22 protein-coding genes are annotated in these 25,562 nt (G+C 50.9%); 3 read left to right on the top strand and 19 right to left on the bottom strand.

What is annotated here, in order from left to right:
• The first annotated feature begins 209 nt into the window (after positions 1-209).
• The gene (locus MHH82_RS14190) at positions 210-656 is read left to right on the top strand and encodes an OsmC family protein (protein WP_015735015.1); all 447 of its coding nucleotides are present in this window, start codon (positions 210-212) and stop codon (positions 654-656) included.
• A gap of 105 nt (positions 657-761) precedes the next feature.
• Here MHH82_RS14190 and MHH82_RS14185 read toward each other — a convergent pair whose 3' ends face one another.
• The 13 genes from MHH82_RS14185 to MHH82_RS14125 form a co-directional block, all read right to left on the bottom strand.
• Positions 762-1,559 (bottom strand): polysaccharide deacetylase family protein, encoded by a 798-nt coding sequence (locus MHH82_RS14185; protein ID WP_015735014.1) that lies wholly within the window; start codon positions 1,557-1,559, stop codon positions 762-764.
• A gap of 85 nt (positions 1,560-1,644) precedes the next feature.
• Complete coding sequence (locus tag MHH82_RS14180) at positions 1,645-2,190, bottom strand: DinB family protein (protein WP_015735013.1); 546 nt, start codon at positions 2,188-2,190, stop codon at positions 1,645-1,647.
• Positions 2,191-2,335: 145 nt separating this feature from the next.
• Positions 2,336-3,487 (bottom strand): NAD(P)/FAD-dependent oxidoreductase, encoded by a 1,152-nt coding sequence (locus tag MHH82_RS14175; RefSeq protein WP_015735011.1) that lies wholly within the window; start codon positions 3,485-3,487, stop codon positions 2,336-2,338.
• Between the two features lie 68 nt (positions 3,488-3,555).
• The gene (locus MHH82_RS14170) at positions 3,556-4,269 is read right to left on the bottom strand and encodes a methyltransferase domain-containing protein (protein ID WP_251495211.1); all 714 of its coding nucleotides are present in this window, start codon (positions 4,267-4,269) and stop codon (positions 3,556-3,558) included.
• Positions 4,256-5,413, bottom strand: coding sequence for a type III polyketide synthase (locus MHH82_RS14165; RefSeq protein WP_251495209.1), 1,158 nt, complete (start codon positions 5,411-5,413; stop codon positions 4,256-4,258). The genes MHH82_RS14170 and MHH82_RS14165 overlap by 14 nt, the downstream gene beginning before the upstream one ends.
• Positions 5,414-5,675: 262 nt before the next feature.
• Positions 5,676-6,209 (bottom strand): hypothetical protein, encoded by a 534-nt coding sequence (locus MHH82_RS14160; protein WP_015735009.1) that lies wholly within the window; start codon positions 6,207-6,209, stop codon positions 5,676-5,678.
• Positions 6,210-6,611: 402 nt separating this feature from the next.
• Positions 6,612-7,898 (bottom strand): Gfo/Idh/MocA family protein, encoded by a 1,287-nt coding sequence (locus MHH82_RS14155; RefSeq protein ID WP_340966305.1) that lies wholly within the window; start codon positions 7,896-7,898, stop codon positions 6,612-6,614.
• A gap of 24 nt (positions 7,899-7,922) precedes the next feature.
• On the bottom strand, positions 7,923-8,810 hold the full coding sequence (locus MHH82_RS14150) for a carbohydrate ABC transporter permease (RefSeq protein WP_015735007.1): 888 nt from the start codon (positions 8,808-8,810) through the stop codon (positions 7,923-7,925).
• 20 nt (positions 8,811-8,830) lie between these two features.
• On the bottom strand, positions 8,831-9,721 hold the full coding sequence (locus MHH82_RS14145) for an ABC transporter permease (RefSeq protein ID WP_015735006.1): 891 nt from the start codon (positions 9,719-9,721) through the stop codon (positions 8,831-8,833).
• An 84-nt stretch (positions 9,722-9,805) separates the two neighbouring features.
• Positions 9,806-11,527: an extracellular solute-binding protein gene (locus tag MHH82_RS14140; RefSeq protein WP_340966303.1), complete on the bottom strand. Its 1,722-nt coding sequence runs from the start codon at positions 11,525-11,527 to the stop codon at positions 9,806-9,808.
• Positions 11,528-11,984: 457 nt separating this feature from the next.
• Positions 11,985-13,328, bottom strand: a complete 1,344-nt coding sequence (locus tag MHH82_RS14135; RefSeq protein WP_015735004.1) for a response regulator — start codon at positions 13,326-13,328, stop codon at positions 11,985-11,987.
• Entirely contained in the window at positions 13,328-15,076 is a 1,749-nt protein-coding gene (locus MHH82_RS14130; protein ID WP_340966301.1) for a histidine kinase, read from the bottom strand. The genes MHH82_RS14135 and MHH82_RS14130 overlap by 1 nt, the downstream gene beginning before the upstream one ends.
• Before the next feature lie 192 nt (positions 15,077-15,268).
• Positions 15,269-16,051, bottom strand: a complete 783-nt coding sequence (locus MHH82_RS14125) for a phytanoyl-CoA dioxygenase family protein (protein ID WP_015735002.1) — start codon at positions 16,049-16,051, stop codon at positions 15,269-15,271.
• Between the two features lie 125 nt (positions 16,052-16,176).
• On the opposite strand from MHH82_RS14125, the gene MHH82_RS14120 reads away from it, so the two are divergent.
• The gene (locus MHH82_RS14120; RefSeq protein ID WP_340966299.1) at positions 16,177-17,058 is read left to right on the top strand and encodes an AraC family transcriptional regulator; all 882 of its coding nucleotides are present in this window, start codon (positions 16,177-16,179) and stop codon (positions 17,056-17,058) included.
• 14 nt (positions 17,059-17,072) lie between these two features.
• On the opposite strand, the gene MHH82_RS14115 is transcribed toward MHH82_RS14120, so the two are convergent.
• A complete protein-coding gene (locus tag MHH82_RS14115) occupies positions 17,073-17,828 on the bottom strand; it encodes a siderophore biosynthesis protein (protein ID WP_340966297.1) in 756 nt (251 codons plus the stop codon).
• A 7-nt stretch (positions 17,829-17,835) separates the two neighbouring features.
• Complete coding sequence (locus MHH82_RS14110) at positions 17,836-18,327, bottom strand: hypothetical protein (protein WP_340966295.1); 492 nt, start codon at positions 18,325-18,327, stop codon at positions 17,836-17,838.
• A 194-nt stretch (positions 18,328-18,521) separates the two neighbouring features.
• Here MHH82_RS14110 and MHH82_RS14105 point away from each other — a divergent pair, with 194 nt between their 5' ends.
• Positions 18,522-19,172 carry a hypothetical protein gene (locus MHH82_RS14105; RefSeq protein ID WP_015734998.1) on the top strand — a complete coding sequence of 217 codons (651 nt, stop codon included), beginning with the start codon at positions 18,522-18,524 and terminating at the stop codon, positions 19,170-19,172.
• Positions 19,173-19,269: 97 nt separating this feature from the next.
• On the opposite strand, the gene MHH82_RS14100 is transcribed toward MHH82_RS14105, so the two are convergent.
• The 4 genes from MHH82_RS14100 to MHH82_RS14085 form a co-directional block, all read right to left on the bottom strand.
• Positions 19,270-19,965, bottom strand: coding sequence for a discoidin domain-containing protein (locus MHH82_RS14100; RefSeq protein WP_340966292.1), 696 nt, complete (start codon positions 19,963-19,965; stop codon positions 19,270-19,272).
• Positions 19,955-21,310: a glycosyl hydrolase family 28 protein gene (locus MHH82_RS14095; RefSeq protein WP_340966290.1), complete on the bottom strand. Its 1,356-nt coding sequence runs from the start codon at positions 21,308-21,310 to the stop codon at positions 19,955-19,957. The genes MHH82_RS14100 and MHH82_RS14095 overlap by 11 nt, the downstream gene beginning before the upstream one ends.
• Before the next feature lie 143 nt (positions 21,311-21,453).
• Positions 21,454-24,528, bottom strand: a complete 3,075-nt coding sequence (locus MHH82_RS14090) for a glycosyl hydrolase (RefSeq protein WP_340966288.1) — start codon at positions 24,526-24,528, stop codon at positions 21,454-21,456.
• 19 nt (positions 24,529-24,547) lie between these two features.
• Positions 24,548-25,549 carry a glycoside hydrolase family 130 protein gene (locus MHH82_RS14085; RefSeq protein WP_015734995.1) on the bottom strand — a complete coding sequence of 334 codons (1,002 nt, stop codon included), beginning with the start codon at positions 25,547-25,549 and terminating at the stop codon, positions 24,548-24,550.
• Positions 25,550-25,562 lie beyond the last annotated feature (13 nt).

Genomic DNA, 25,562 nt, shown 5'->3' with positions numbered 1-25,562 from the left:
GGATTCCATTAGAACGTGTTTTCAATCTGAAAACACGTTCTTTTTTTGATCCACTACGGATCACATGGCGATCCCTGCCGACCTTATATTATATTGACAGATCCGAATCACTAGAATTATAATTCATACTAATCCTACACAAATAGTATATTTTATAGAACGACAAATAACCGTCCAACCTTGGGCTGCCCGGAAAAGGAGAGATCCACATGCCAAATGTTCAAACGTTTAAAGCTACCGCCCAATTGCAAGAAGGAGTAAAAGTTATAACGAAAGCAAGACAATTCGAGCTGGTCATCGATGAGCCTCAAAGTCTCGGCGGTACGGATACCGGAATGAATCCCGTCGAAGCCTTGCTTGCTTCCTTGGGTGCATGCCAATCGATCGTGGCCCGTGTTTATGCGCCGAAATTCGATGTGGTGCTCGAGGATTTCAGGGTAGACGTCGAAGGCGACTTGGATCTGGACGGATTTTTTAACCGCTCCGAGGTACGCCCCGGATACTCCGACATTCGATATACGTTTTACATCAAGACACCATCGCCCGCCGATAAGGTGGAGTCGTTCGTGGCATTCCTGGAGAGTAAATGCCCTGTGGGCGATACGATTGCTGCGCCGGTGAATCTTAAGCTAAATCGCATCGTCATCGAAAACTGAACTCATGTACATAGAGGGATGCAAGACTTGCACACAGCAGTCCTGCATCCCTCTTTTATCTTATGCTTAAGAACTTGAGTCCACGCTGGGCTCTACCTTCCAAATCTACAAACGCGCCATCTGACCACCTTTGATCTCTAAAGGCTCGCCATCTACGCTAATCCATACGTTTAAGGCACTGGGGTTATGGATCATCCGGCTATCTGCCGAGAAACGAAGTTGGTCCAAGGCACTGCAGTATGCATAGATCTCGGCATTCGTGGCATACCAGATATCATTCCGGCCGCCGATCATGTCCCCGAACCGATCCACGAGATCCCAGTTGCGGTCGTTCTCGAACTCATAACTGTGGCCCCACACGTACAGGATGGCCATCCTGGAGAAAATCTGCTGCATATCCACGAACTTCTCCGCGTATTCCACCATTTCTTTATGATGACAAGTCGGATGCCAACGAAGCCAATCATCGGGCTTATGAAACGAGCCATGGCTATTTACCGTGCGAGCGTATTCCATGCCGACATATCTTAAAAGGCCGATCACTTGTTCACTGTAAGTGCCGAACGGATAACTCATTCCCTTAATGGGGTAATGAACCAAAGCTTCTAACGCTTTCCGGTCCTCTACAACCTGCTCCACCACTTGTTCGGTAGGTATTTGCTCCAGGAAGGGATGATCCACGGTATGCGCGGATACCTCATGCCCCCGGTACAAGGATGCGACTTCCGAAGGGGCGATGTATCCGCCTTTGCCAAGCGTTCCGCTGTTCAAATGAAACGTGCCCCGTATTCCGTACTCATTCAGCTTCTTGACCAATTTCCGATCATATTCGCGGCCATCATCAAAGCTAAGCGTCAATGCCTTCTTGGCGCCATTGGGAAAACGGTCATATTGTATGCGCATTCAAGTTCCTCCCATTTAAGATATTGACTCGCATCATATCCTATTAAGTTTCATTATACGATGTTTGAAACCGGGGATACATCTATTATTTCCTGTTTACGGCATATAGGAAGCGACCATAGCCGATCTCAGCCGCATTTTTCATCAGCTCGACATTAAGCCAGGCCGCCAGCTTATGAAAGGGTTGATCCGTGAAAGGCCACTTGGTTCGTTCCGTCGAAAGAAAAGCATCGTCCGTCAAAGCCGCCGCTTCACGTTCCCATCGCAGTCTCAAATCGTTAATCCGCTCTCTGGCCTCTTGAACGCTTCCAGCAGAATGGATATCGTTGCGGGTCATCGCCCAGTTTCCGAACGAATGGTTCAGCACCATCGTCCACCAATAGGTGATATGCCATGTCAGCCAGGATATGCTGGGCGGGCCGATGTCGTACTCCTCGGATTCCGGCCATTCCGCACGCCAGATTCCGGATTCGCGATAAACATGAAGCCCCTTCGAGGCAGGCCGCCAAAAAAACTCCTCGTCTTGAAGGCCCGTGAGATGCAGATCAAGCAACTGCCAAGCGATTTGGAACTGGAAATCAAGGGTGTTTCGAAGGATACAAGGCGGGTTAGCCGTATTTTCGTCCTGCATAGTACATCCCTCCGTCATCGATTAACTATAATATAGACGTTATACACATTCGTCTATTAATATAAGGATATAATAAGATGTTGTTTATCACCAGTCAATCCATGGATCTGAACATAAGCAAACAAAAAAGCCGCAAGGATGCGGCTTATCTGGTGCCCATGCCCGATTCGGATAAACGGGTGGCTTTGACGATATAGGAAGCCAGTCCGGGGATCATCCGGACGATGCCGGGATAGAAGCGATTGCTTTTGGCAAAAGCCAGATTCTGAATTCTTCTCGCCCTTCGAAGCAGCTGCGCAAAGGTGCGATTGGCTTCGTACGTGTAATGATTTTGCCATTGAGCGAAGTTGATTTCTCCGTTTAAATATTTGTCGGTCCAGCCGGAGCACAGCAGAGATGAACGCAGGGCAACCGACATTCCGTCTCCGCAAAGCGGCGGAAGCATTAACATGGCATCGCCGATGTGCGGATATTGCGACCACGGTTCCGGTCTGACGGATAAACGAAGCGGGGCAATCGATACCTGGGTGCCTTCTACCGGCTCTCCTTCAGCCAACCGTTCAGTTAACCTGTTGTTCGAGCGCGATGCGGCTTTGAGAATTTCGGGTACCGATTTGCCGCTTCCTTGTACCGATTTCAAGGTCAGCAATGCAGCCACGTTGACCTTCCCATTCTCGACAGGCGATATCCCGACATAACCGCCCTCGCAAAAATACAACTCCACCCTGGAAGGCACAGTGATGCCGGCAAAGTGCGATTTTACGCCGACATATACGGTATCATCGCGATATGTTTCGGCTGAAGCAACACCGCGCGGCTTCTTAGTACCGTAGGCTCCAATGACGGCTCTTGCCTCATACCGAATCTGCTCGTTCCCTTGCCTCGTTTCGATTTCATATCGATGATCGCCTCGCTTCCGGATCTCGGTCACGGCAGACCCCGTTACGATTTCCGCACCCGCGCTTACGGCACTCTCATGCAATAGGCGATCCAGCTCGTAACGGCTGATGCCGGTAGCCTTACCCGGTAACGGAGCGGTGATGACGCCGCCATGAGGCATCACGATAGAGGCATGATCCATCGCAGCGGGGTTCACCTCCTGGACTTGAAGATGGACACCCAGATATTCCAGCATCTCTCGGGTCTCTGGGGACATGAATTCGCCGCAGGTTTTGTGGCGCGGAAAGGATTGGCGATCCAGCAGGATCGTACGATGCCCCTGCTTGGCAAGCTGCAGGGCACAGCTCGTTCCGGCAACTCCCGCTCCGATGACCATTACATCGGCTTGCTTTGACATATGTGAACACCCGCCTTTTAGCTTGCATGAAGAATTAATCATCGGTTTTGGCAACCGATTATGGCTTCCTATCGTTTTGGGATAACAACGGAATAGCGGAACAATGGCTTCCATCGATAGGTTAAGGTGGCGTGATTAAGCTGCTTTTTCAGCTCTCTCCAATCTCTCCCCTTAAACCCCTTGGCAACCGATAACGGCCCATCGTGACGAATATAACGATTGCGGGAGATGAGACGCGTTGTGATCCAGACGGCCGCGTAAGGCACAGGATGCCGATGGATATCGTTAATGACGACGCCATGAACGGAGGTTCGCAGCATATGCGACACGATCTCCATGAGCTGCTGTCCCTGAAAATGGTGGATGAACTGGGATCCGGTCACGATATCAGCCGACGCATCGGGCAGTTCCTTAACGTCCGCGCGGCGTACTTGAACCCTCGGTTCATGACGAAACAGCCGTCTCGCCTCTTCGCAGGCTTCTTCCGTCACATCGACTAAGGTAATGCTCAGCTCCACGCCCATTTGATCCGACCATTGCAGCAGCTTCTGGTTCACATCGCCGGAACCCGCGCCAACATCCATGATGCTAAGGGTGTTCGGACAGCCGACCGATTTCCAGAGCTTCACCACGCCGTCCAAGGTCGGGCCCGGTGCCGCGAATATGCGATTCAACCGCCTTAAATGCCGGAGCGCTTCGCTCAGCTCTTCTCCACCCATGGAGAAGTCATCCATGAGCTCATCTTCTTGTGCCCGGTTGGACAGCGTTCTAAAGAAGGACATGGTCCTGCTCCTTAACCGATGGCGCATAAGCCTTCACATAGGTAAAACGCATAAGCTCCGCCGTCAAGCCAGGTCCGAAAGCCATGGCTACTCCTTCCGTCGAAGCTTCATTCCGTTCTTTCATCTTCTGGCGCATCGCGTTCAGCACGAACATAATCGTCACGGAGGAGAGGTTGCCTGCCGTTCTTAGAATCTCCCGGCTGTAGTGGGTTTGCTCGTCGGTCAAGCGCATGACTTCCTGCACCGAATCTACGATGCCCCGGCCGCCCGGATGGATCGCCCATAATTCCGGAAGCTTGTCGCCTCCCAGCAGAACACGAAGCTCATCCTCCAGATGAGCACCGAGCAGTTTGGGAATGCGCGGCGACAAGAAAAGATCAAAGCCCGTATTGCCTACCTCCCACGTCATATCCTCCGTTGAATCCGGGAGCAGGACGGAATATCCCGTGCCGAGCTCCACATAATGCCGATGCTCTGCTTCCGGCTGACCGATGACACAGGACGAGGCACCATCGCCGAAGAATGAGGCCGCAAACAATGCTTCCCTCTCCCGAACCGGCTGGAAGTGAAGCGTGCAAAGCTCCACGCACACAACCAGCACCTGCGAACCCGGCGCCCCACTCACAACATCCCGCGCCATTTGGATTGCTTTAAGACCAGCGGCACAGCCTTGGAAGATTAACGGCAAACGATTGACCCGCGGAGAAAGCCCCAGCTTCCGGATCAACAGAACATCCATCCCCGGCTGGTATTGACCCGTGCAGCTAACCGTAATGAGATGCGTAATTCGATCCGGAGACATGCCGGCATCTTTCAATGCCTTCTCGGCAGCCTCTACGCCAAGCGGGAGGGCCTCTCTCTTATATGTATCCATACGCTCTTCGGTTGTCGGAATGACGGACGCTTCATGGGAATGCAAATATCGGCACTTCTCCAAGGGATCCAAATAGTTGGATTCGCAAGTATAACGAGTTTCGACACCGCAGGATCGAAATACTCTTCGGGCAAAGCGGGCCAGATCAGGTCTGTCCTGCAGCGTGGATGCGATTAATTCTGCGATATCCGACTGAGCTACGGAATGCACCGGCAATGCCGTGCCCATCCCGAGAATCGCGACATCGGATCTACCGTTTGTTTGCTTCATGGTCAAACCTCCTGCAGTCTTGGAATTATACATGATTACCCACCCCGGGGCTTTTTGAATTCGTTTAACTTCTATTTGAGGTTAGGATAACCCGAACATAGCAAATCATATCCAATTCAAACCAAATCACTTGTAAAATCGCATCCGCAAACAAAAAAAACCACGATTCACGTGGTTTTTCAGACTCGACGATCCTTGTCATCAAAGGAAAAGCAATGGCTGTTGATCCTGAACGGATGAACGCAACGGATCTTCGGTTATATTACTTGCCGGATTCAGCTTCGTCATCCTGACTTCCCAGAACTTCCGCATGGGCAAGAAGAACCCATTGGTTGGATTGGTCGTAACCGGATACCTCGGCAACCACACGATATCGAGGGTACATCCATTCGGGAGGGGTACCGGCTTCCAGAGCGGAGGTGTCCGTCAAACCGACCGCATGCGGCTCTAGCAAATGAATCAAAGTGCCTTGCGGAAAAAAGGCCTCGATCCAGCCTTCTACTCGTGCGCCTATAGGAAACATGCGCTGGATCCGCTGCCAGTCCTCCATCCAGACCAAAAGCTGCTTCTGCCAGAGCTCTTCGAATGCAGCTTGACTGATTTCTTCATAATAGGGTTCTTTCGGATCAAGTGGATGCTCCGCCAGCAAGAAATGACGGGAGTCATGCTTTCGGTTCGACGTGATCCAGCTGCCGTCCTCATCATGAACCATCTGCCTGTAAGCCGTTCCGTCGTGATCCACTTCAAAATACCAGGTCCCCATTCCCGGTTCCTGAACATCTTTCAGATATTTCAAAAATCGTCCTCCTATCAGCTGAGCAACCGTTCAAGAAATTCGGCCAAGTTCCGGTGGCGGCTCTCGCTATGACTTAAATAAACCCACACCTCGGGCTCCGGCTCTATGGCGTCGTCCGATTCGGGCCAAACCAAATATGCGATATCCTATATGCTTGCACAAGCCAGAAAAGAGAGTCGGCCCGTAGGAATGGTTTCAGGTGCTGAATCTTCCCAATTTTCCCTATTCGCTTCATAAGCGTAGTGCCTCTTCCATTCCAGATTCAGATTTACGAACCGTATGAGTGTTTTATATATGGCACCCGGTTTATTTTACCATATCCAGGTGCTTGGGCGCGGCTCTTTTCTTTACTATATCAAACAAGCCTGATTGCGACTGCAATCAGGCTTCAAGATTTAAACATTATTTCCCCGACATCGTTCTGATAGGCGTACTGAACTGCTGCGCAAACTCATTTAGATAGATGATCCTTCCATCCACTCTCGACTGCTCAGCCGCGAATGCCATAAGGTGGCTTTGAACGGAACGGCTTGCCGATGTAAGTCCTTGATTGTTTCCTCCCGTTTGCACCAATCTCAGAAAATCCTTGATCAGACCCATATCTCCGCCGCCGTGGCCGACATGGCCGCCCCGGTCCGCAAAAGAAATTCGCTCGACCTTCCCGCTGCCAAAGTGAATGATCTCTATTTCGTTCTTCTCCATGGCTCCGCGGATCTCCCCGCGGGTTCCCATCAGCTTGATCGTGCGGCTGACATCTCGCGTAAACGCGCTCATCGTGAAGGCGACCGTCACGCTGTTGGCAAACTCCATATTGACGACCTGATGATCCACCACGTCATTGTCGCAATGGTATACGCATCTGCCGTACGGCCCCTCCAGCAGCGCTTGATATCGGGCATCATAACTCATATCGTCGCTGATCGCCGAGGTCGGCCAATTCGTGTCCTCGGTCAAATAATGATCAGGTGCATAATAGAGGCACTCATCCGAGACCGGACATCCGTCCAAGCAGCGCTTGGGTGCGCCTGCCGGTGCCTGTGCAGCCGTAAAATGGCTCAAGGAGCCGAAGGAGGACACCCGGACGCAATCCGAATCGGCAAGCCAGAGCAGCATATCCAGATCATGGCAGGACTTGGCCAGTATCATTGGGCTGGAATCTTCCGTCCGCCGCCAATTCCCCCGCACAAAGCTGTGCGCCTGATGCCAATAACCCACGTTCTCGTTATGCTGAATCGACATCAATCGGCCGATAGCCTCTCGCTCCAGCAGCTCCTTGATGGTGGAAAAAAACGGCGCGTACCGAAGCACATGACAGATCGAAAATACCAAACCGGCCTGCGAAGCCATCTCACCCATCCGGATGCATTCTTCGGGATCCGGAGACATCGGTTTTTCCAAAAGCACATGGTAGCCGGCCGCAAGCGCCCGCATTGTCGGCTCGAAATGCTGCTTATCCTGGGTACATATGAACACGGCGTCCGCGACCTTGGGTGCTGTAAAAAAATCATTCCAGTTCTCGAAGCATGCCGCGTCTTTAAGCCCATGCCTTACTTGAAACTGTTCCCTCCGCTGCCGATTCGGTTCTGCGACGGCGACCACCTCCATCTCATGGGGATGCTGCAGGGCATAGTCCATATAATTGATCCCCCGCAGTCCGGCTCCGATCAGGGCGACCTTCACTTTATTCATCCGTTTCCTCTCCCTCCGTAGGTCTTATTCTTTCACGCTTCCGACCGTCATCCCTTTGACAAAATACTTCTGCAGGAACGGATACACGACCATGATCGGCAGTGCGCCCATGAAGATTTGGGCCGTTCGAAGCGTTTTTTCGCTCAAATTCTCCATCGCCTTGATCTGTTCGATCGAAATCGAGGTCATTTGGGAATTGATCGACATAATGAGGGTGGACAAATAGGTTTGCAGCGGGTATTTTTCCGGCGAATTCAAGTACAGGATACCGTCAAACCAAGCATTCCAGTGCCCCACGATGGTGAACAGACCGATCGTCGCAATGGACGGCAGCGAAACCGGCAGGTAAATTCGCCATAGTATTCTCCAGTGTCCCGCACCGTCAATCGTTGCCGCTTCTTCCAGCTCCTTCGGGATTGTCCTGAAGAAGTTCAGCATCAGAACCATGTTCCATACGTTAAGCGCTCCGGGCAGAATCAAAGCCCACACGGAGTCGATGAGTCCGGTATTCTTCACGACCATGTACGTGGGAATCAATCCCCCGCCGAAAAACATCGTTATGGCAAAAAACCACACATACGGCGTACGGAACTTAAATTGATGATTCGATTTCGATAATGGATACGCCGTTATGAATACAAGAAGCATATTCACCGCCGTCCCCAACACGACCCGGGTAAGCGAGACGCGGAACGAACGGAAAAACTCTACCTTTTCGCCCAAGTACCGGTAAGCGTCCAGGTTAAAGCCCACGGGCCAGAGTCTCACCTCTCCCGCCATTGCGGCCGTATTCGAGCTTAGCGAAATCGAGAGCAAATGAACGAACGGAATGATACCGAGCAAGGTGATGAGGGACAGCACCAGCGTATTCGTGATTACAAACAGTCTTCTGCTGATCGTTGGTTTATGCATCTTCCTACCTCCACTCCGGCCTAAAAGATCCGATAATTGTTATATTTGTAAGCCGCATAGTACGTCACGGCCACGAGCGCCAGAGAGATGACGGATTTAAAGAAACCGACGGCGGCGGCAGGACCGAACTGCTGGCTGAACATGCCCAGTCGATAAACGAAGGTATCAATGATATCCGCCCCTTCATAAACCGTCGGGTTGTACATGATCAAGATCTGCTCGAAACCTGCGTTAAGAATGCCGCCAAGGCTCAACACGCCAAGCAAAATGAGAATCGGCGCCATGCCCGGCAGCGTGATGTGAATCATCTGCTTCCATCTTCCGGCTCCGTCTACTTCTGCTGCCTCATACAGCGTCGCATGGATTCCGGTGATGGCTGCAAGCATGACGATCATGTTGTAACCCATCCCTTTCCATACATCCGATCCGATGACGATCCCGCGGAACCAGTTATTATCCAGCATGAACATGATCGGTTCCATATGGAGCGCGCCCAGAAGGCCGTTCACCGGACCATTCAAGGAGAACAATTCGATGATGACGCCGCCGAGCACGGTCCAGGACAGAAAGAACGGCAGGAAGATGGCGGATTGGATAAAGCGCGAAAACCATCTTCGCGTGACTTCGTTGAGGAGCAGTGCCAATATCAGGGGCACCAGTAAAAACAAAACCATTTTAAATACGGAAATCACGATGGTATTCCACAGAACCTGCTTGAAATCGGGCAGTTCGAAGACATAGCGGAAATTATCGAATCCGACGTAATCCGAGCGGAAGAACCCAGCCAGCGGCTCGAATTGCTGAAAGGCCATCACAAGGCCGGCCATGGGCCCGTATGCATAAATCAACGTGACAATGACTCCCGGCACCAGCATCAAATGCAGCAAATATTCTTTTTTCAGCGTTCTCACAGATGAAACCTCCCCGTCCATTTCAAACGGGAGGAGTCTGCCGGCTTCCTCAAGGGCTTCTCCTCCCGCTTTATCAATCCAAGATTATTTGGCGCCCTGCTGGCCGTACCAATCATTGACTTCCTGGGTGATCTGATCCCCGCCCAGCGATTTCCAGCTCTGAACGAATTTATCGAATTCGTCCAGCGAAGCCCCCATGACGATCTTGGTGAAGGTTTCCTGCATCAGCTTATCAAGCTGGGAGCCCTTCTCGACTTGAGTTGCCGTTGGCAGTCCGTAGAACTCGTTATTTACGTAAGCATGATTCTCTTTGATTTGCCGCGTCATGCCCCAGCCGCCGTCTTTCGCCGCCCGGCTGAAATATTGGCCCCAGTTTACGCCTTTCGAGGCATTCGCGGTATTGCCTGCAAGATAATCCTTTGCCGCCTTGAAGACGTCCGCCACATTTTTGTAGTTCTCGTCATCCAGCGTGATTTCCGTTTGGTTTGCATCGAGAGCCTTGTTTACTTCCGTATAGATCGTTTCGATTTGTGCCGGATTATAGATCCGTGGGTTGAACCAATTATAGACGTATCCTTTTTCCGCTTTGTTCTGGTCCATGTATTTCTTGTTGCCCATCTCGATGTAGAAGTTGATCATTTTGATGGCGGCTTCCGGATTCTTCATTTTTTTGTTCACGACCACGAGTTTGTTGCTGCGGATTTTGGGAACCATGGACTTGCCCGGCCCGTCGAGTCCGGGAATCTGAAGGGCAATCCAGGCTGCCTTGGGATCCTTGTCAACATTCAGATTCAACGGCCAGTTCGGATACCACCATTCCCCGTAAGAAATGCCCACCTTGCCTGCCGTAATATCTTCAACGGACTTGTTCTCGTCCTTCAAGGCGAATTCTTTGTCCAAAATTCCCTCCTTGTACCAGGACTGCAGCTTGCCCAGCGCGGTCTTGACTTCCGGTTGTATGAGCCCGGGGATCAGCTTGCCGCTGTCGTCCTTGATCCAGGCCGATTGATTGTCCCCGATGGAAGGGTAAGCGCCAAATCCATTGAAGAAGCCCCTCAGGTCAAAGCCCCAAAAGAACAGATTCTTTTGCATGGCGATACCGTAGGTGTCGTTTTTGCCGTTTTGATCGGGATCCTGCTGCACAAAGGCTTTAGCAACCTGCTCCAGCTCATCCATCGTTTTCGGCGCCTGCAGATTCAGGTTATCGAGCCAGTCCTTCCGGATCCAGAGCAGCTGGGTGGACAGGAACGGATCCTCGAAACCGGGAATCGCGAGCAGCTTTCCGTCTGAGGTAAACGTCTTCATCGCAAAACCGCCGTCGGATTCCATGTATTTTTTCAATGCCGGCGAAGCGAAGTCGTTATAAGCTTGGGTGAGATCGGCAAGCATGTCCTGCTTCTTCAGCTTCTCGAAGTTCTTCTGGTCCAGCTCCATAATGTCCGGCAGATCCGCCGAAGCCATGGCTAATGAAAACTTTTGCTCGAACTGGCTGGAAGGCACCGTCCATTTGTACTGGACTTCAATGTTCAGCATGTCTTTGAGATCTTTGAAGTAAGCATTCTGTTCGGGCGTAATCCCTTGCGGCGTCCGCGGGTCCTCGGGCGGATTGTAGCCAAGCACTTGCGTGACCGTTACCGTTTCAGGATATTTGCCAAGAGGATCCGGCGGCGTATTGGAGTTCGTCTCCTCGGCAGAGGTTTTGTTCGGTGTCCCCTCCGATTCGTTCCCCTGATTCGAGCATGCCGCCATTACCGAAAGCGTCATCGTGCTAATCAACATCATTTTCGCTAGTTTGGTCCATTTCATGATGGCTATATCCCCCTTGATCTGGCGTATTCTTGATATCCGTGCTGCTTAGATATCATTATAGATTCCGCACGAAAGCGCTATCAATTTTAAGTTTTTTACATCCCTTTCACTTTTTTTACTTATTGTGCGTGTTCAAAAAGATCGATTTTCAGCACCGAAGCTTATGCTTCCGATGTGCGTTTTTTCAAAACGCTTCAGTTGGATGAAGCTAGGGAGTGAGGAGCGGAGCGTACGTTTTGGGTACGTGAGCACCGGAAATCCCGGCTGAATTCAAGATTCGATGCCGAATATGCTTTCAGTGTTACTTCGTGTTAGATATAGAATTTATGAGTTATCAGTGGAACTGATAAAATTCTATATCGCAAGAAAACCTACCTACGCATCGCGGTCGCTCATCCTTGAAGTGGCCTCGATAGAGGTTTTCTTATCAAAAGCGGACTTTTTGAACTACCTATTATTGGGTATTTCGGTATTCCTGTGGGGTTACGCCCATCTTTTTCTTGAAAAACGTCGTAAAATACGACGGGGATTCAAACCCGAGCCGCACGGCAATCTCTTGTAATTTCATGTTCGTATGCTGCATCAGATGAAGCGCCCCTTCCATCTTTTTCGCCTGAATATACTCCAGCAGATTTTGACCTGTCAGCTGCTTGTAGTAGCGCGAAAGATAGGATGGGTTAAAATGCACTTCCTCCGCTATGGCGGTCAACGAAACGTCCCCGGATATATGCTCCAGTATGTATCTGTGAATCCGGTCGATCACATCGAATTTCATGTCATCCTGCCTCAACTGGCTGTTTCCATGTATCATCGCTTCGTGTTCCTTGGCCTTTTCGATATCGGCAACGACCATCTCTTGTCCCAGCGCCGCCCTGCTGTGCAGCATGGTCCGCAAAGCATGAAGCTGCTCTCCCGCCGTGTTCCATTGATGCAGAAGATTGCCCGATATCCCGAAAGAAACCTGAACGCCAAGCAGCTCTTCGCACTCATTTTGCACCTGCTCCAGGATGCCCCTCATATACGACATCATGCCCTGCCAATGAAGCAAGTCCTCCGGCTCAAACCTCCGATAACGGTCCAGAAGCTCCTCGCCCGGCTGCAGCAGCCATACCAGCAAGTCTTCATCCAGTACGGCATGCTCGCAGGCAAACGAGCTGGGCAGGTCGTTGATGAACATCATCTGAACGGCTTGCACCGCATTCTTCGTCTTGGCCTCCGGGGCCATTCCGACCCTTCCAACGAGAAGGAATGCCGGCCGATCTGCGTCGATACCGAACCCCACCTCTTCATAACGGGGCTGCGACAACAGGGAACCCAGGTCTTCCCCCTTCAATGCCTTTTGTATGAGTTCGCGCTTGAGCAGAGGCTCGGCCATTTGAAAATGCATCTTAGCCTTTTCTGCCTGGATTCTGCGTCGGTTCTCTTCATCCAGCCTGGAGGAAGCCTCTTGGACGGCTTGAAAGATCGGATCGATTCCTTCGGTTTTCAGGATGTAGTTATCCACGTTCTTGCGCAGGGCTTCGTGCACATATTCAAACTCGCTGTAACCGGTCAGAAAAATGATTCGGCAGTGCGGCCAATAATACGTAATTTCGTCAATCAGCTGAAGCCCGTTCTTATGGGGCATTCGTATATCGCTGACCAGGATGTCCAGCTTCACTCTCATGGCGATCTCCACCGCTTCCTTGGCGGAATAGGCTTTCCATACATCCAGGTCGAATTGCGTTTGCTCCTGAAAAAGCTGAACCAAGCCGTTCACGATGACGGGCTCGTCGTCCACGATCAACAGTCTGTACATCACGATGCCTCCTCTGATTCATGAATCATAATGATCAAATCCACCTTTAAACCGCCATGGACGCTGCGCGAGACGGATAATCCGCTGCCGGGCCCATACTTGAGCTGAAGCCGGTTGTTCACGTTGACCAATCCGGTCTGCTCCACATGCTTCGAATCCATGGCAAGCTTGCCGCGCAGACGCTGCAGCATCTCATTCGTAAGCAAATTCCCGTTGTCCTCCACCGTGATACGCAGTCTGCCCTCCCGATAATCAGCGCTGATGTACAGCATGCCTTCCTCCATGCCATCCTCGAATGCATGCTCAAACGCATTCTCCACGATAGGCTGAACAATAAGTCTCGGTACGGTGATACCTTGGGGAATGTCCGCAAATTCCCTATGCTCATATGAAATCCGGTTCGAGAAGCGAATGCCCTGTATGTCGCAGTAATCCAGAGCATGCCTGTATTCCGTATAAAAAGGCACTTCGTCGGAGCCGCTTCTCGTGATGTACTGATAATAGCTGCCGAGCTTTTGCGAGAGCTCCGCCGCACTATCCGAATCTCCGACCTTGCACATCATATATACATTAAAAAAGCTGTTATATAAAAAATGCGGGTTAATCTGGGATTGCAGCTGCTTCAGCTGCGAGTGCTGCAGTGCTATTTTTTGCTCATAGTTTTCTTCGATCGACTGTTTAAGCTTCAAGGCCATCCTGTTGAAACCGTTAAACACGTAATGAAACTCATCCTTGGTTCTGGACTCGATCAGGATATTCAAATTATCGGTTTCGATCATATGAAAGGCTTTAACGAGCTTGGACAAAGGCCTGTGGATCATCAGATTGACCGAGAACGAATAGAGCACCATCACAATCACGGCAAGGATAAACAGCGTATAGAACCAGGTAATGAATTGGCTTATGGGGCGGGTGATTTCATTCTGATTCACATACATGACCAAGGACAGATCCAGCGAGCCGACTTCATTCTGAATGATAAAATAGTCTACGCCTCCCAATTCCCCCGTCTCCGGCGCATTTCGATCCGTATCCGGCTTGTCCAGGACATGATTCAAGATCTCTGTTGACTCATCGGCCGCAGGCGCCGTCGTCAAGATGGTGCTGCCTTCCCTGCTCCCCAGAAGGACTTCGGATTCCGGATACAGCTTGGCGATTTCGCTTAAAGCCCCGAGCAGCTTGGGCCGGGAAATCTCGATGTATGACCAGACAGCCCCGTTGTTTTCGGTTTCGATCAGAAAGATCCGGTCACCGCTCCTATAGAATGAAGGCTTGGGCATCACCGCCATCATGGACGATATCCGTTCCATTTCCTTGTTCGGGGTATTGGTCACCCCCGTCGTGGTCGAGATCGTTTTCCCGACATCCTTCACGTACACGCCGGCACTCACGACATATTCGCTGGAAACCATCAAGGTTGCCAGCCGATCCCTGACCTGGTCGATGAGCTCCACCTCTTCGTAATCCTCCAGCATGCTGCCTCGGAAACTAAGCTTCTGCAGATCCTTGTCATTTAACAGCTGCAGCTGCAAATTCCGGATAAAATACATTTCTTTATCGAGCTGCGTGGAATAGAAGGACGCACCCGCGGCCGCGGAGTTCAAGATAGACTCCTTGGTGACGGACATTCCCTTATAATTCAACCAAATATTCATCGAGATGAGAGGAAGTAACAATACGATAAATACGATGACGATTTTTTGATAAACAAACCATTTCGATGCTTTGCCCGCAGCCTGAAGTTTCATGCTTTTCCCCCAATTCGTTATCACTCCATCCATTATCATCTAGTATAGGGGGGCCGGCTGACATTACAACGAATTATTTTTACATATTAGGTGCAAACATGACAGTCATGAGTTCCAGGCATAAAAAAAAGCCCCGTAAGGGGCTTTTAAGCTGGTTTATCATTCAGCACAGGGATCGGTGCTGTTATGTGGTCATTTCGCACTGATGATTTCATACTTCGGCTTCACATTGTTAAAATCCGGGTTGGTTCCGCTGACCATTAAGCCCATGCCCCAATCGAAGTGAACATCCGCGGTCGGCACATCCGAAGCATCGCGATATTGGAACAGGATGTTTCGGCGCGTACGCTCGCTCCGGTTCACGTCCGACCCATGGATGGTCAAGTAATTGAAGAACAATACATCGCCTGCCTTGGCCGGACATGGAGTCCCCGAAGATAAAGGATGCTCTTTATGGTTCAAATAGTAAGCGCCGACATGCGGCAATACGCCCTGCTTATGAGAGCCGGGAACAACGCAGAGGCAGCCGTTCTCCATATCGGCGTCGTCGAGATGAACGCTGGCAGCAAGCATCGTGTGATCCCGATGAGGGAAATACGGATAATCCTGATGCATGGGGAATGCGGCCCCGTTAGAAGGCGGCTTAACCAGCATTTTGGAGTGATGCAGCTGCACGTTCGGTCCGATGATCCCGTTCAGCACTTCGGTCATTCGAGGATGGATCGCGGCACGCATGAAAGCGGCATCATGATATTGCACGTCGTGAAATCCTTTCAGAACCAGCTTCTTAAGCTGTTCAGGCGGCAGGAAATCGCCCTGCCATGCATGGTTTTGATCCGATTTGGCGCGTGCCGCCCTTTGGATAATCCCTTCAACGGCCGTTCGCATATCTTCGACTTCCTGTTGATTATAGACGCCTCGGACCAGCAAATACCCATTCTCTTTGTAAAATTGCACATCCTTCTCGTCAATCATCGCCATGCACCCTCTCGATATTTTATGGAATATCTAGTTTAATTATAGTGAGGGCAAGCGGGATCGTATTTGCACGGGAAAGACGACGTTTTGCAAAATTACGCCAGAAGGGAGCTGTTATTGCCTTGTACCATTGGAGCAAAAGCGAGGAACGGCTTAATCGTTTTGCAGGCCGGTTAGAAGGCGAGAGCCTCTCGTTCCTTGTCCATTACTGGGGAACCGTTCGTCATTTGACGGCCAATTCCTTGCATCGGCATTCTTTCGTTGAAATTTGTTATGTAAACGGCGGAACCGGCGTGTATCTCGAAGGCGACAGGACTTACCCCTTATATCCTGGGGTCGCTTTCTGTACACGTCCAGGTCAGCTCCATCAGATCAAGGACGTTCACGATCTGAATCTGTTGTTCGTGGCATATGACGCAATGGAGAAACCATCAGCCACTGATGTTACGGCGGCATATTTGGAAGCGCTTCGTCGATGTACCGTTTGGACCGAGTTTGCCAGCGAATCGCCGGCCATCCAATTATGGAAATCCATGCTGGTTCGTTCGGAAGCCGAAGACTCGCTGCCTGCTTCGCTTCTGCCCAAACTTGCGCATGCGCTGCTCGAATCCTTCCCTGCCCTGTTCGGGGCTGCCCGCAACCTCGATGCGGCTCCGAGCTACTCAACCACGGTGCAGCTTGTCCAAAGGGCAAAACTGTACATTCGAGATAATCTGAGCGGACCGTTATCCTTGCCGGAAGTGGCGACATACCTCAACGTGTCGGAGCGGCAGTTGTCCCGCTTGCTTGCGGGCAGCATCCATGAATCCTTTTCGTCCATGGTTCGCACCGAACGGATCCGGGCAGCCGAGCTTCTGCTGCAGCAAACCCATGATCCCATCAAGCTGATTGCGGAACGAACCGGATTCTCTTCCGTTCATTACTTCACAAGGCTGTTCACCCAATTCAAAGGCATCTCTCCTGCGGCTTATCGTGCCAAATGGTTCTTAGGGACAGATCATTGAGCGAGAGCCGCAGCTCAAGTATATTCCAAACAAACGACGGCCTTGCCCAGCTTCTTCGAATAGAACAAATACAGCGCGTCTGCTCCGTACGCCTGAAAATAATATCCCGTCAACCGGCCGACATAGGTAAAAGTCTCTCCTTCCGGCGTACGCGGCACATGCGACAGATTGGTCTGCTCGAAGCGCAGCCAGTCCTCAAGAGATTCCCCCTCTTCCTGCAGATCCCGCTGTACCTCTTCTGACATAAAGCCAATGTCATCCAGCAGACCATGGATCTCCGGGAAGCTTAATCCCCAGCCCTTCTCCTGCTTTTCCTTGAATTCTTGAATCAGCGCGTCCGCAGATTCCGCAGCACGACCAAAAGACGAGTAAGGGAAAATATGCCCCTTCTCTTCATAGAACCGCTTGCGGGCCATAAAGTCCCGCTCATTGTCGGCGTACGCTTCTGCCAGCGTCTCATGCTCCGGTTCCTGCTCGAGCAAAAAGTAGTTCCAATCCGCTTCAAAGCGGTATTTTCCGTTCACTACATCAAAACCAAGCATATCCTCCTTGGTATACGGCCGGTGTTCGGACGCGGTTTCTTCGCCAACGCTGCCGTCGTATATTTCTTTGACGGACACAAAGTGCAGCCACTGATCCTCGCCCGGAAACAGGCACTTCAGATTCAGGGAAAGAATCGGAAGAAAATGCTTCCTGTACCGCTCCACGTCGCCTTCGAATACATCCTCGTAAGCCGGAAAAGGACGAATATGAGATTCCGATATATTCATAGCTTGCTCACTCCTTCAAATTAGGGGAATCCGCGTAATTGACGTATCGCTTCATTCTCTGTTCGAATACCGCATGATACCGGAAGGTCCGTGGATATCGATCTTCGCGAAGCTTCTCGGACAATACCGATTGACCTTCCTGATAACGGACCGCAAATTCACATTCATCATAGAATTTGCGGGAAAGCCGGCGAAGCTCGTGATCTTCGCCTTGGCTTCGCCAACCCATCTGGATCATATCCAGCTGATCGAACGGGTCGCGATACGTGTCCAGCACGATGCAGGAAGCCGGGCCCTCCGTCTCCTGGAATACCAGAACATGACCGGTGTTCACCGGACTATCGAAATACCGCTCATAGATCTCCTTTACGGGAACCGCTATGCCAAGCCGATCCATCACGGCTTTAAAGTTAGGGTGTACCCTATACTCGTCAGACAGCTCATCCCGATACCATACAAGCTCGGAGATCGAAGCCGTTATATTGAATTCATATTTCATCCCTTGCCGCCTCCTTGCTTGCTGCAGAATCAACGTCCTATTCGTATTCGTGATACCATCTTCCGTTCGTTTAATAGATTCTCTACATACGGGATATTCTACCATATATCAAATCAGAGATAGAATTTCTCGCGCTTAACCGCGATGACTCGGCGTGTTATAATTCGGTTAACATGCTGGAAGGGATGAAATGAATGCTGAAACTGGAAGCGGCTTTAACTAGATTCATAGAACAACAGGACTTGTATAATCGGGGTTTCGGGCTCTTCACCGATCATGAAATACGGCAGCGGTCCGAGGTCCGGCTGCCGCCCGTGGATGACCGTATCACGCTGTCCCCTGAGCTGACCTATCTATATAGCCATTATGAGATGATTGACGCTATGGCCGAAGGAACCCATAAAATGAAAAACGCGGCGGTTGAGATCGGCGAATCGGCGGTCATTTACTTTGTTTCTCCCGAGCATCTGGTCCGGCAGCAAATGGGCTATCGCTGGATTAGCGATAGGGGGGAAACCATAGAATCGAGCAATTGGCCAGCTCATCACGTTGTCATTGCCAATGTGAACGATGATCCGCTGATTGTAGATGTCCAAGCCAGTGGTTCACCCGTATATGCCGCTTTCGAAGGTGGCGAGCCTAAACTGATCGCGAATTCGCTTGCGGATTGCTTTCACGCGCTGTCCATCCTCATTGAAGGCGCTCTGCTTTTTCAAGGTGAAACCAGCGACGAAGAAACTTATGAGACGAAGCCTGATTTTCTCGCCCATGTGATGCCGCCACTGTCGGATCTTTTGGGAAGCGAGCAAATGGATGCCCTGCTGGAATATTTATCGCTTCGATAAACGAAGAGGGCTGCCCGCCAACATAAGCAAAGGACACACCTCATTAAGAGAATGTGTCCTTTGCTTATTAATCAACTGCCCACCGTCCCCCTAGTCTTCACTCTTCAGGCCCATATACCTCAAATTCCCAAATGGAGTATCCGTATATTGTAGCCCGGACTGTTCCGTACATCCGTACATACCGCGCGTCCGCTTCGTCAAAAGTTATCGTCTCAAGACCGCCCTTGCCTGTCGTGGTGCTGTATACATCTCTCCAATTCGCCTCATCGCTTGGATCGTCGGCTACCTGTATCCGATAGCTCTTCCCATAAGCGGCCTCCCAATAGAGCCTGACTTCGTTTATCGTTCGCGTCTCTCCGAGATCCACATAGATCCAGCCGGGGTCCACGCCCCGCTTCGAACCGAAGCGCGTAGTTAAACTTCCGTCGTTAACGTACGGCGCGGTATCCTCCAATCCGTCATTGGACGAAGCCATGGCTGGACGGTACAGCGCCAAATTGGTTTTTGGCAGAGGTTCCTCATTCTGAGCGGGTCTGATCGTGACATCGCCGTAATGCTCTTTGCTCAAGAAGTTCATCTCGTGCAGTGTAGTTGCCGGCAAGCTTGATCCTGGCATATAAACATTCTCGAACATCAGATCCGTAATCTCGGCACCTTCCATACCCTTGATCTTGGCAAAACTTTCACCTGCGTCGCGCACCGTAATATCCTTCACTTTAACGTCTCTGACGGGTCCCACGCCGTTATTGCTTCCATTTACCGTGAACATGGTCATCCATGCGCTATTGTCCATGAATGGCGAATCCCACAGCCGCTTTATAAACGACTCCGTTTCGGAATACGATATTGGATTGATCCTGCATGACGCCTTGACCGATCTTATAACCGTAGCATAAGGTCCAAGCGATCGTATCCTCGAATAACACATTGCGAACGGGCTCCGGATTGCCCGGCCATGGCACTTTGCCCGAGGCGATATCGGTATCCTCTTTCCAGGCTTTCGTGGAGAACGGGTCATCCAGCGAAATGCCGATCGCATTTTGTACGACGACGTCTTGGGATTCGCAAATATCGATCCCGTCATTTTCCCCCATCCCCAAACTGTTGAACAGCTTCAGATTTCTGAAGGCAAGACCGTTAGAACGTACCGTGACCACCGCCCAGCCCGATGATTCTCTAATCACGATCCCTTCCATTACAAAATGGGAGGTAGCTATCGGAACAACGAGATTATTGATCATTCCCTTGCCATTGGTTCCTTTGTCGTCGTGCAGCGCTTGCCCGTTGCCATCGATCGTGCCCCGTCCATAGATCCGGATATTCTCGGATTGAAATGCGGTTGAGATCCACCAGGTAGCCGGTCGTCCCATGGAATCCTTAAACCAGTGCTCGGTGTAATCGCTGGTTCGTCCTGTACCGACCAAGGTGGCTCCCGGCTCCATGTAGAGGGCCGTATTACTTTTTAATACCAAATTGCCGATTTCATAGGTTCCCGCCGGAATGTAGACAATACCCTGCGCACCGTCTCCTCGAGCGGTACCGTAATGACTGGCATCGTCAATCGCCTGCTGAATGGCCCCGGTTCTTACCGAAACTTCGGCCGCTGAAGAACCTGAGGATACAACATGATAAGGAGCGGATGTAATATTGAAAATGCCCTCGCCGGTTGAGGCGGTTGCATCCGTTTCGAGCGGATCCGCCGCGATGACCATACGCGTCTTGCGGTTATTCATCATCACAATCAAATACTCGTCCGATTGGGTCGTGAAAGTGATGGTTCGTCCTTCAATCTTATCGGCTTGGATGCCCAGCTTCTTGGGACTTATGGAGTATTCGTGTACCTTGTCCGTATTCAGGATCGTTAACTCGTAAGTGACAGGACCGTCGGACATGGAAAAATGCGCATAGTCATAATCGCTGAACCCCTTCACCACCGGGACGGGTACTCCGTTCGCTTTGAGCGTATAATTGACGGAGCTTTCATACCTTTCCGATGGCTCGTAGGCTACGATTGTAGCTGGAGTAAATGCAGCCCCTCCCTCCGATGCTTCCGCTTGTAGATTCACGGATGGTGCCAGCAAGGCAGCAGCAAGCGTAAATCCAAGTGCCGCACGAAACCATGTTTTGACGAATGACATTACATAATTCCTCCTTTTCGTTCGTTTTTCAAAAACCCTTTCATACCTGTCTGCTTCCATATGGCGCCTCTTCATTATAGACTTCATGGATAGGACGATTAATGAGGGTAATTCCACAAAAAGGGCAGATCCTATATGCTAATTCATTCGGGACGTACCCTCTCCGGTTTCATATTCTGGGGAACCAAGCTTGGAACATGTGACAAACCGTAACGAACGAAAGCATAGCGGTTTTGATAGATCGGGCTGTCCTGATCAAGGTCCTTATCCGTCCATCCGGGTTTATTCTTAAAGCTGTCCGGGCCGACCTTAAGGGGTTCCCCTTTCACATGATGGTGCGGACCTAGCAAGTTTCTGCAGCTTCCGATTAACTCTAGTTCAATCAGGTTCTCTCCTGAAATGAGATATTCAGAGATATCAACTTCGTACGGCTCCCATAAGAAAGTGTGGATTTCTTGTCCGTTTATGGTTAATCGCGTGACAATTGCATTCGGCCTAGCGTCAAACCGCCACAGCCATTTAGCACGGTTATCCAGACAGATGGAAACCGTCTGCGCCAGGCGGAGGCTTCCTGCGAAGAACGGCAAGCCCTGACTGACCAAATCTTCTGCCAGCGAACATTCGTGCGGACGTTCGGAAAGAATGAACGGGCCGTCCGAAAAAAGGACACCATCCCCTCCATCAACAAACGGCGATTCCGAGGTTACCGCAAAATCTCCTATGATATACACGCTCTCGAGCTCCGAATCAAACGTAAGCTTATTCGCCTCAGATTCAAATTGATTGGCACGCTTTATAGCCGCATACGTTTCGGGCGAGTTCCAAAAATTGAGCGCAAGCCTGATGGTATTTCGCCCGTGCTGAAGGCAGCCTGTAATATCTAATTTTTTGAAAGCAACGTCTCTCCACCAGCCACAACTATGGGATGCTACTTCGTTTCCGTTCACCTGGATTTTCGTTTTCTCCGGATTCTCTAAGACAAGATACAATTCCCGTTTCATCAAGGGATCAAATGCAACGGCAACCTCGAATTCCAATTCGATTTGCACCGGTGCTCCGATCTTCAGCAGCTCTTCCTGGATAAAAATAAGGGGCCGTGGTTTTGACCACTCGCCTTGTTCCACCCGATACCTGCACGTATCCAGCGTTAAACTGTTCTTATCGATATAATCGATTCTCCACCGCTCACCCAATGGTAGAATCTGCCCTTCGGCATGCTGTTCTGTTACCGTAACAGAATCGTTTAGCTCCTCATGATCCGGGACAACCCGAATCATATAGGATTGAGCTGGATGCAGCGTCAAGTTCAACCGAATGCCGTCGGGCATTGCTTTATGGTTCAGCGGCTCGATCGCGCCGCTCTCCAAATGAATAAGAAAAGGCGAACCCTTTCGATGAATAGTCACCACCGTATCCGGATAGCGCTCTTCTCCGGAATTCACCAGGTAATAAAGATAAGAGCCGTCCAGCTCAAGTGTCTGAACGTTAACCATGTCCGAGATAATGGGATTCCCGATTCCGTCAGTTACAGAAATGGGAGGTGAAACCGTATCCGTAAGCATCTTCACCAAAGATAATCGACTCATATCAGGTTTCATTGCAGCGTCTACGACACGCATGATGTCTTCGCAACGTTCCCCATTGATCAAGTAAGGGTAAGGTTCGAAAGCGATCAATGTTCCTCCTTGAAGGATAAACTGATGCAGCAATTTCACGGTTACCTTATTTAAGGTAACACAAGGAGGGATGACAACGACCCGATAACCGACCTCTCCTACAATGAATCGTCCGCCTGCTACCTTACCATGACGTTCCATGATTCCCTCGCTGCCGTAATCATGCTCGATGAACGATTGACACATCCAACGGGACAACTGGGCAAACGCTTGATGGTAAGGCTCTATCCTGCATGAGTCCGAGCCCGCTTGCTCCACCCAAGCAGTCCGAATAGGATGCATCAGGAGTACCTCGGCCTGTCGCTCTCCCTCCATAAGCAGCATGGACAAACGGGCAAAATAATCGTTAAACCGGTGATAGTGCTCCCACCAAGGCTGCTGATAGAACAAGGATGGCGGATAGTCCCTTTTGCGCAGCCCTCTTAAGGAATAGGCCTGCAAGTGCTGACACATGAGATTCATGCCGTGAACGAATTGCCACTCCCCAATCCGCTTTAGATCCTGAAAGCTGATATTCCATCCGGTGCAGCCATAGCTCTCGGTGATGGCTTGTTTTTTACCGAGTTGACGCACAACGGAGCTGACTTGTTTGGGAACAAGCGGCTCTTCGCTAACGGATCGGCCGAGCCAGTCGCAACCGGGAATTTGAAGGTACTCATAGAAGAGCAACGGATCGCCTACTGAAGTCGCTTGGCTCATAAGCGTCTGCTCGTCCACGACATGTCCGGCGGAAGACCACCCCCGCTCCCCGCACCACGCTCCGATCTGCTTGGCGTAGGCTTCCGTGAACATCGTGGTAACACACGCCCAATAATCGTATCTTGTCCTGCGACAATTCTTCGTCTCCAGAAACAGTGACGGAAGTGCTTCCAACAAGCAATACCCAAACCGGGTTTCAAAGGCTTCTTCCAGCTCCAGCGACCACGGAAAATCCCCCCGTCCAAACTGCGGTTCATCCGTGAATATTCCTTTGAGCACAGTGCCGTATTCATTGCCGAAATGTGCCCAGTAAGCTTCATAGATGGTCGTAATGAACGCCTTCACGGCCTGTTTGCTTAGCGTGTCGATATAGTACGGATTGACCTCGTAATATACACGAAAGTCAGGACTGCAAGGATCATCCGGAGTGAGTAACAGCAGCTCTTCACCGCTCTGAACATAATAGGCTAACGTCACGTTTTCTCCGTCCGTAAACGGAGCCCATTCATAAGCCAGCCGCTTCTGCTGATAAGCAGGGCCAAGCGCAGGCACCTTACCGTCGGCGAAACCGCTGGGCCAGCCGTTTTCGTCATACAGCCATACCTCAAGCCCGAGCTCCTGGCTTTTTTCGATGCAGGCCTGGATGGCCTCCATCCATTCCTCACCCATGTACGGTACCGTAAGTCCCCCGCGGGCATGTATGAAAAAACCGCCGATGCCAGCCCCGTGCATTTCTTCGATCTGCCGTAAGAGTTCGTTCTTATTCAGATCGTCGTTCCAGGACCAAAACGGCACCGTTCGATAACGGGTTGGAGGATGCTGCAGAAGGTTCCATACCGTCATTTTCTTATCCCACCTCGCTCTAATCGTTGAGACATAATTGGATCAATTCATCAATATGTGCCGTAGCCAAACATTCCACCGCGTCCGCTGCACCGTAATAAATTTTAACCTCGCCATCCTCTTCAAGTATCATGCCGCCAGGGAAGATCACGTTGTTCCGAAAGCCTCCTTCGGTCTCGTAACTAACCTCTGGCGTCAGCAAGGGCTCCTTATACATACCGATGATTTTTTTGGGGTTATCCAAATCCAGCATCATCAAACCGGCGGTATAACGTTTTTTCCAGGAGGGTTCCCACCCGTTCTTGCCTCTTGCAGGATCAAGATCCACCGCATGAAAAGACGTAAGCCAGCCAAACTTCGTCTTTATTGGAGGAGCCGCGGGACCAATCTTGTCATTGGCAAACGCGACGTCTTCGACAGCGAGCAGCAAACCGGAATTTCCCCAGTACTTCAGGTCCGGCGATTCCGATATCCACATATCAAACCGATCGACTCCCCCTCGGCTGTACACCGTGAATGGCCGCTCCAGCCGTACATAGTTGCCGCCAATCTTCTCGGGAAACAGCACCATGTTGCGCAAATCCGGCGTTGATAGACTCAATATTTCAAAGCTCACAAAATCGTCAGTAACCGCTACGCCTCCGCGAATGCCATGCTGCGTGTCCACAGCAAAACACATGTAACATCGACCATCGATAACGGTGAGCCGAGGGTCATACGCCCGAATGATCTCTTGGTCATGCAGCTTAAAGCACGGCTTTGGCTGCACCTCCCAATGAACTCCGTCATCGCTAAAGGCGACGCCAAGGTCGGTGGTATGATGGGGCTCGAGCGTCCGGCGTTCTACACTTCCGTAGTCGTTACGAAACACCATCACGTATTTCCCGTTGAATTTGGTCACACCGGCATTAAATACAAGCGCTGTCGGATATGGAACGCGGGACGCATCCAGAATCGGGTTATCCGGATGACGCCGAATCACGGAACTTGAGATGAGATTTCCGATATGAAGTGAGTTCATGGCAAAAAGCCTC

It is taken from the genome of Bacillus sp. FSL K6-6540, assembly GCF_038007545.1.
Note: the sequence above shows the minus strand (reverse complement) of the source record. Positions and strands in the feature narration are given on the sequence as shown.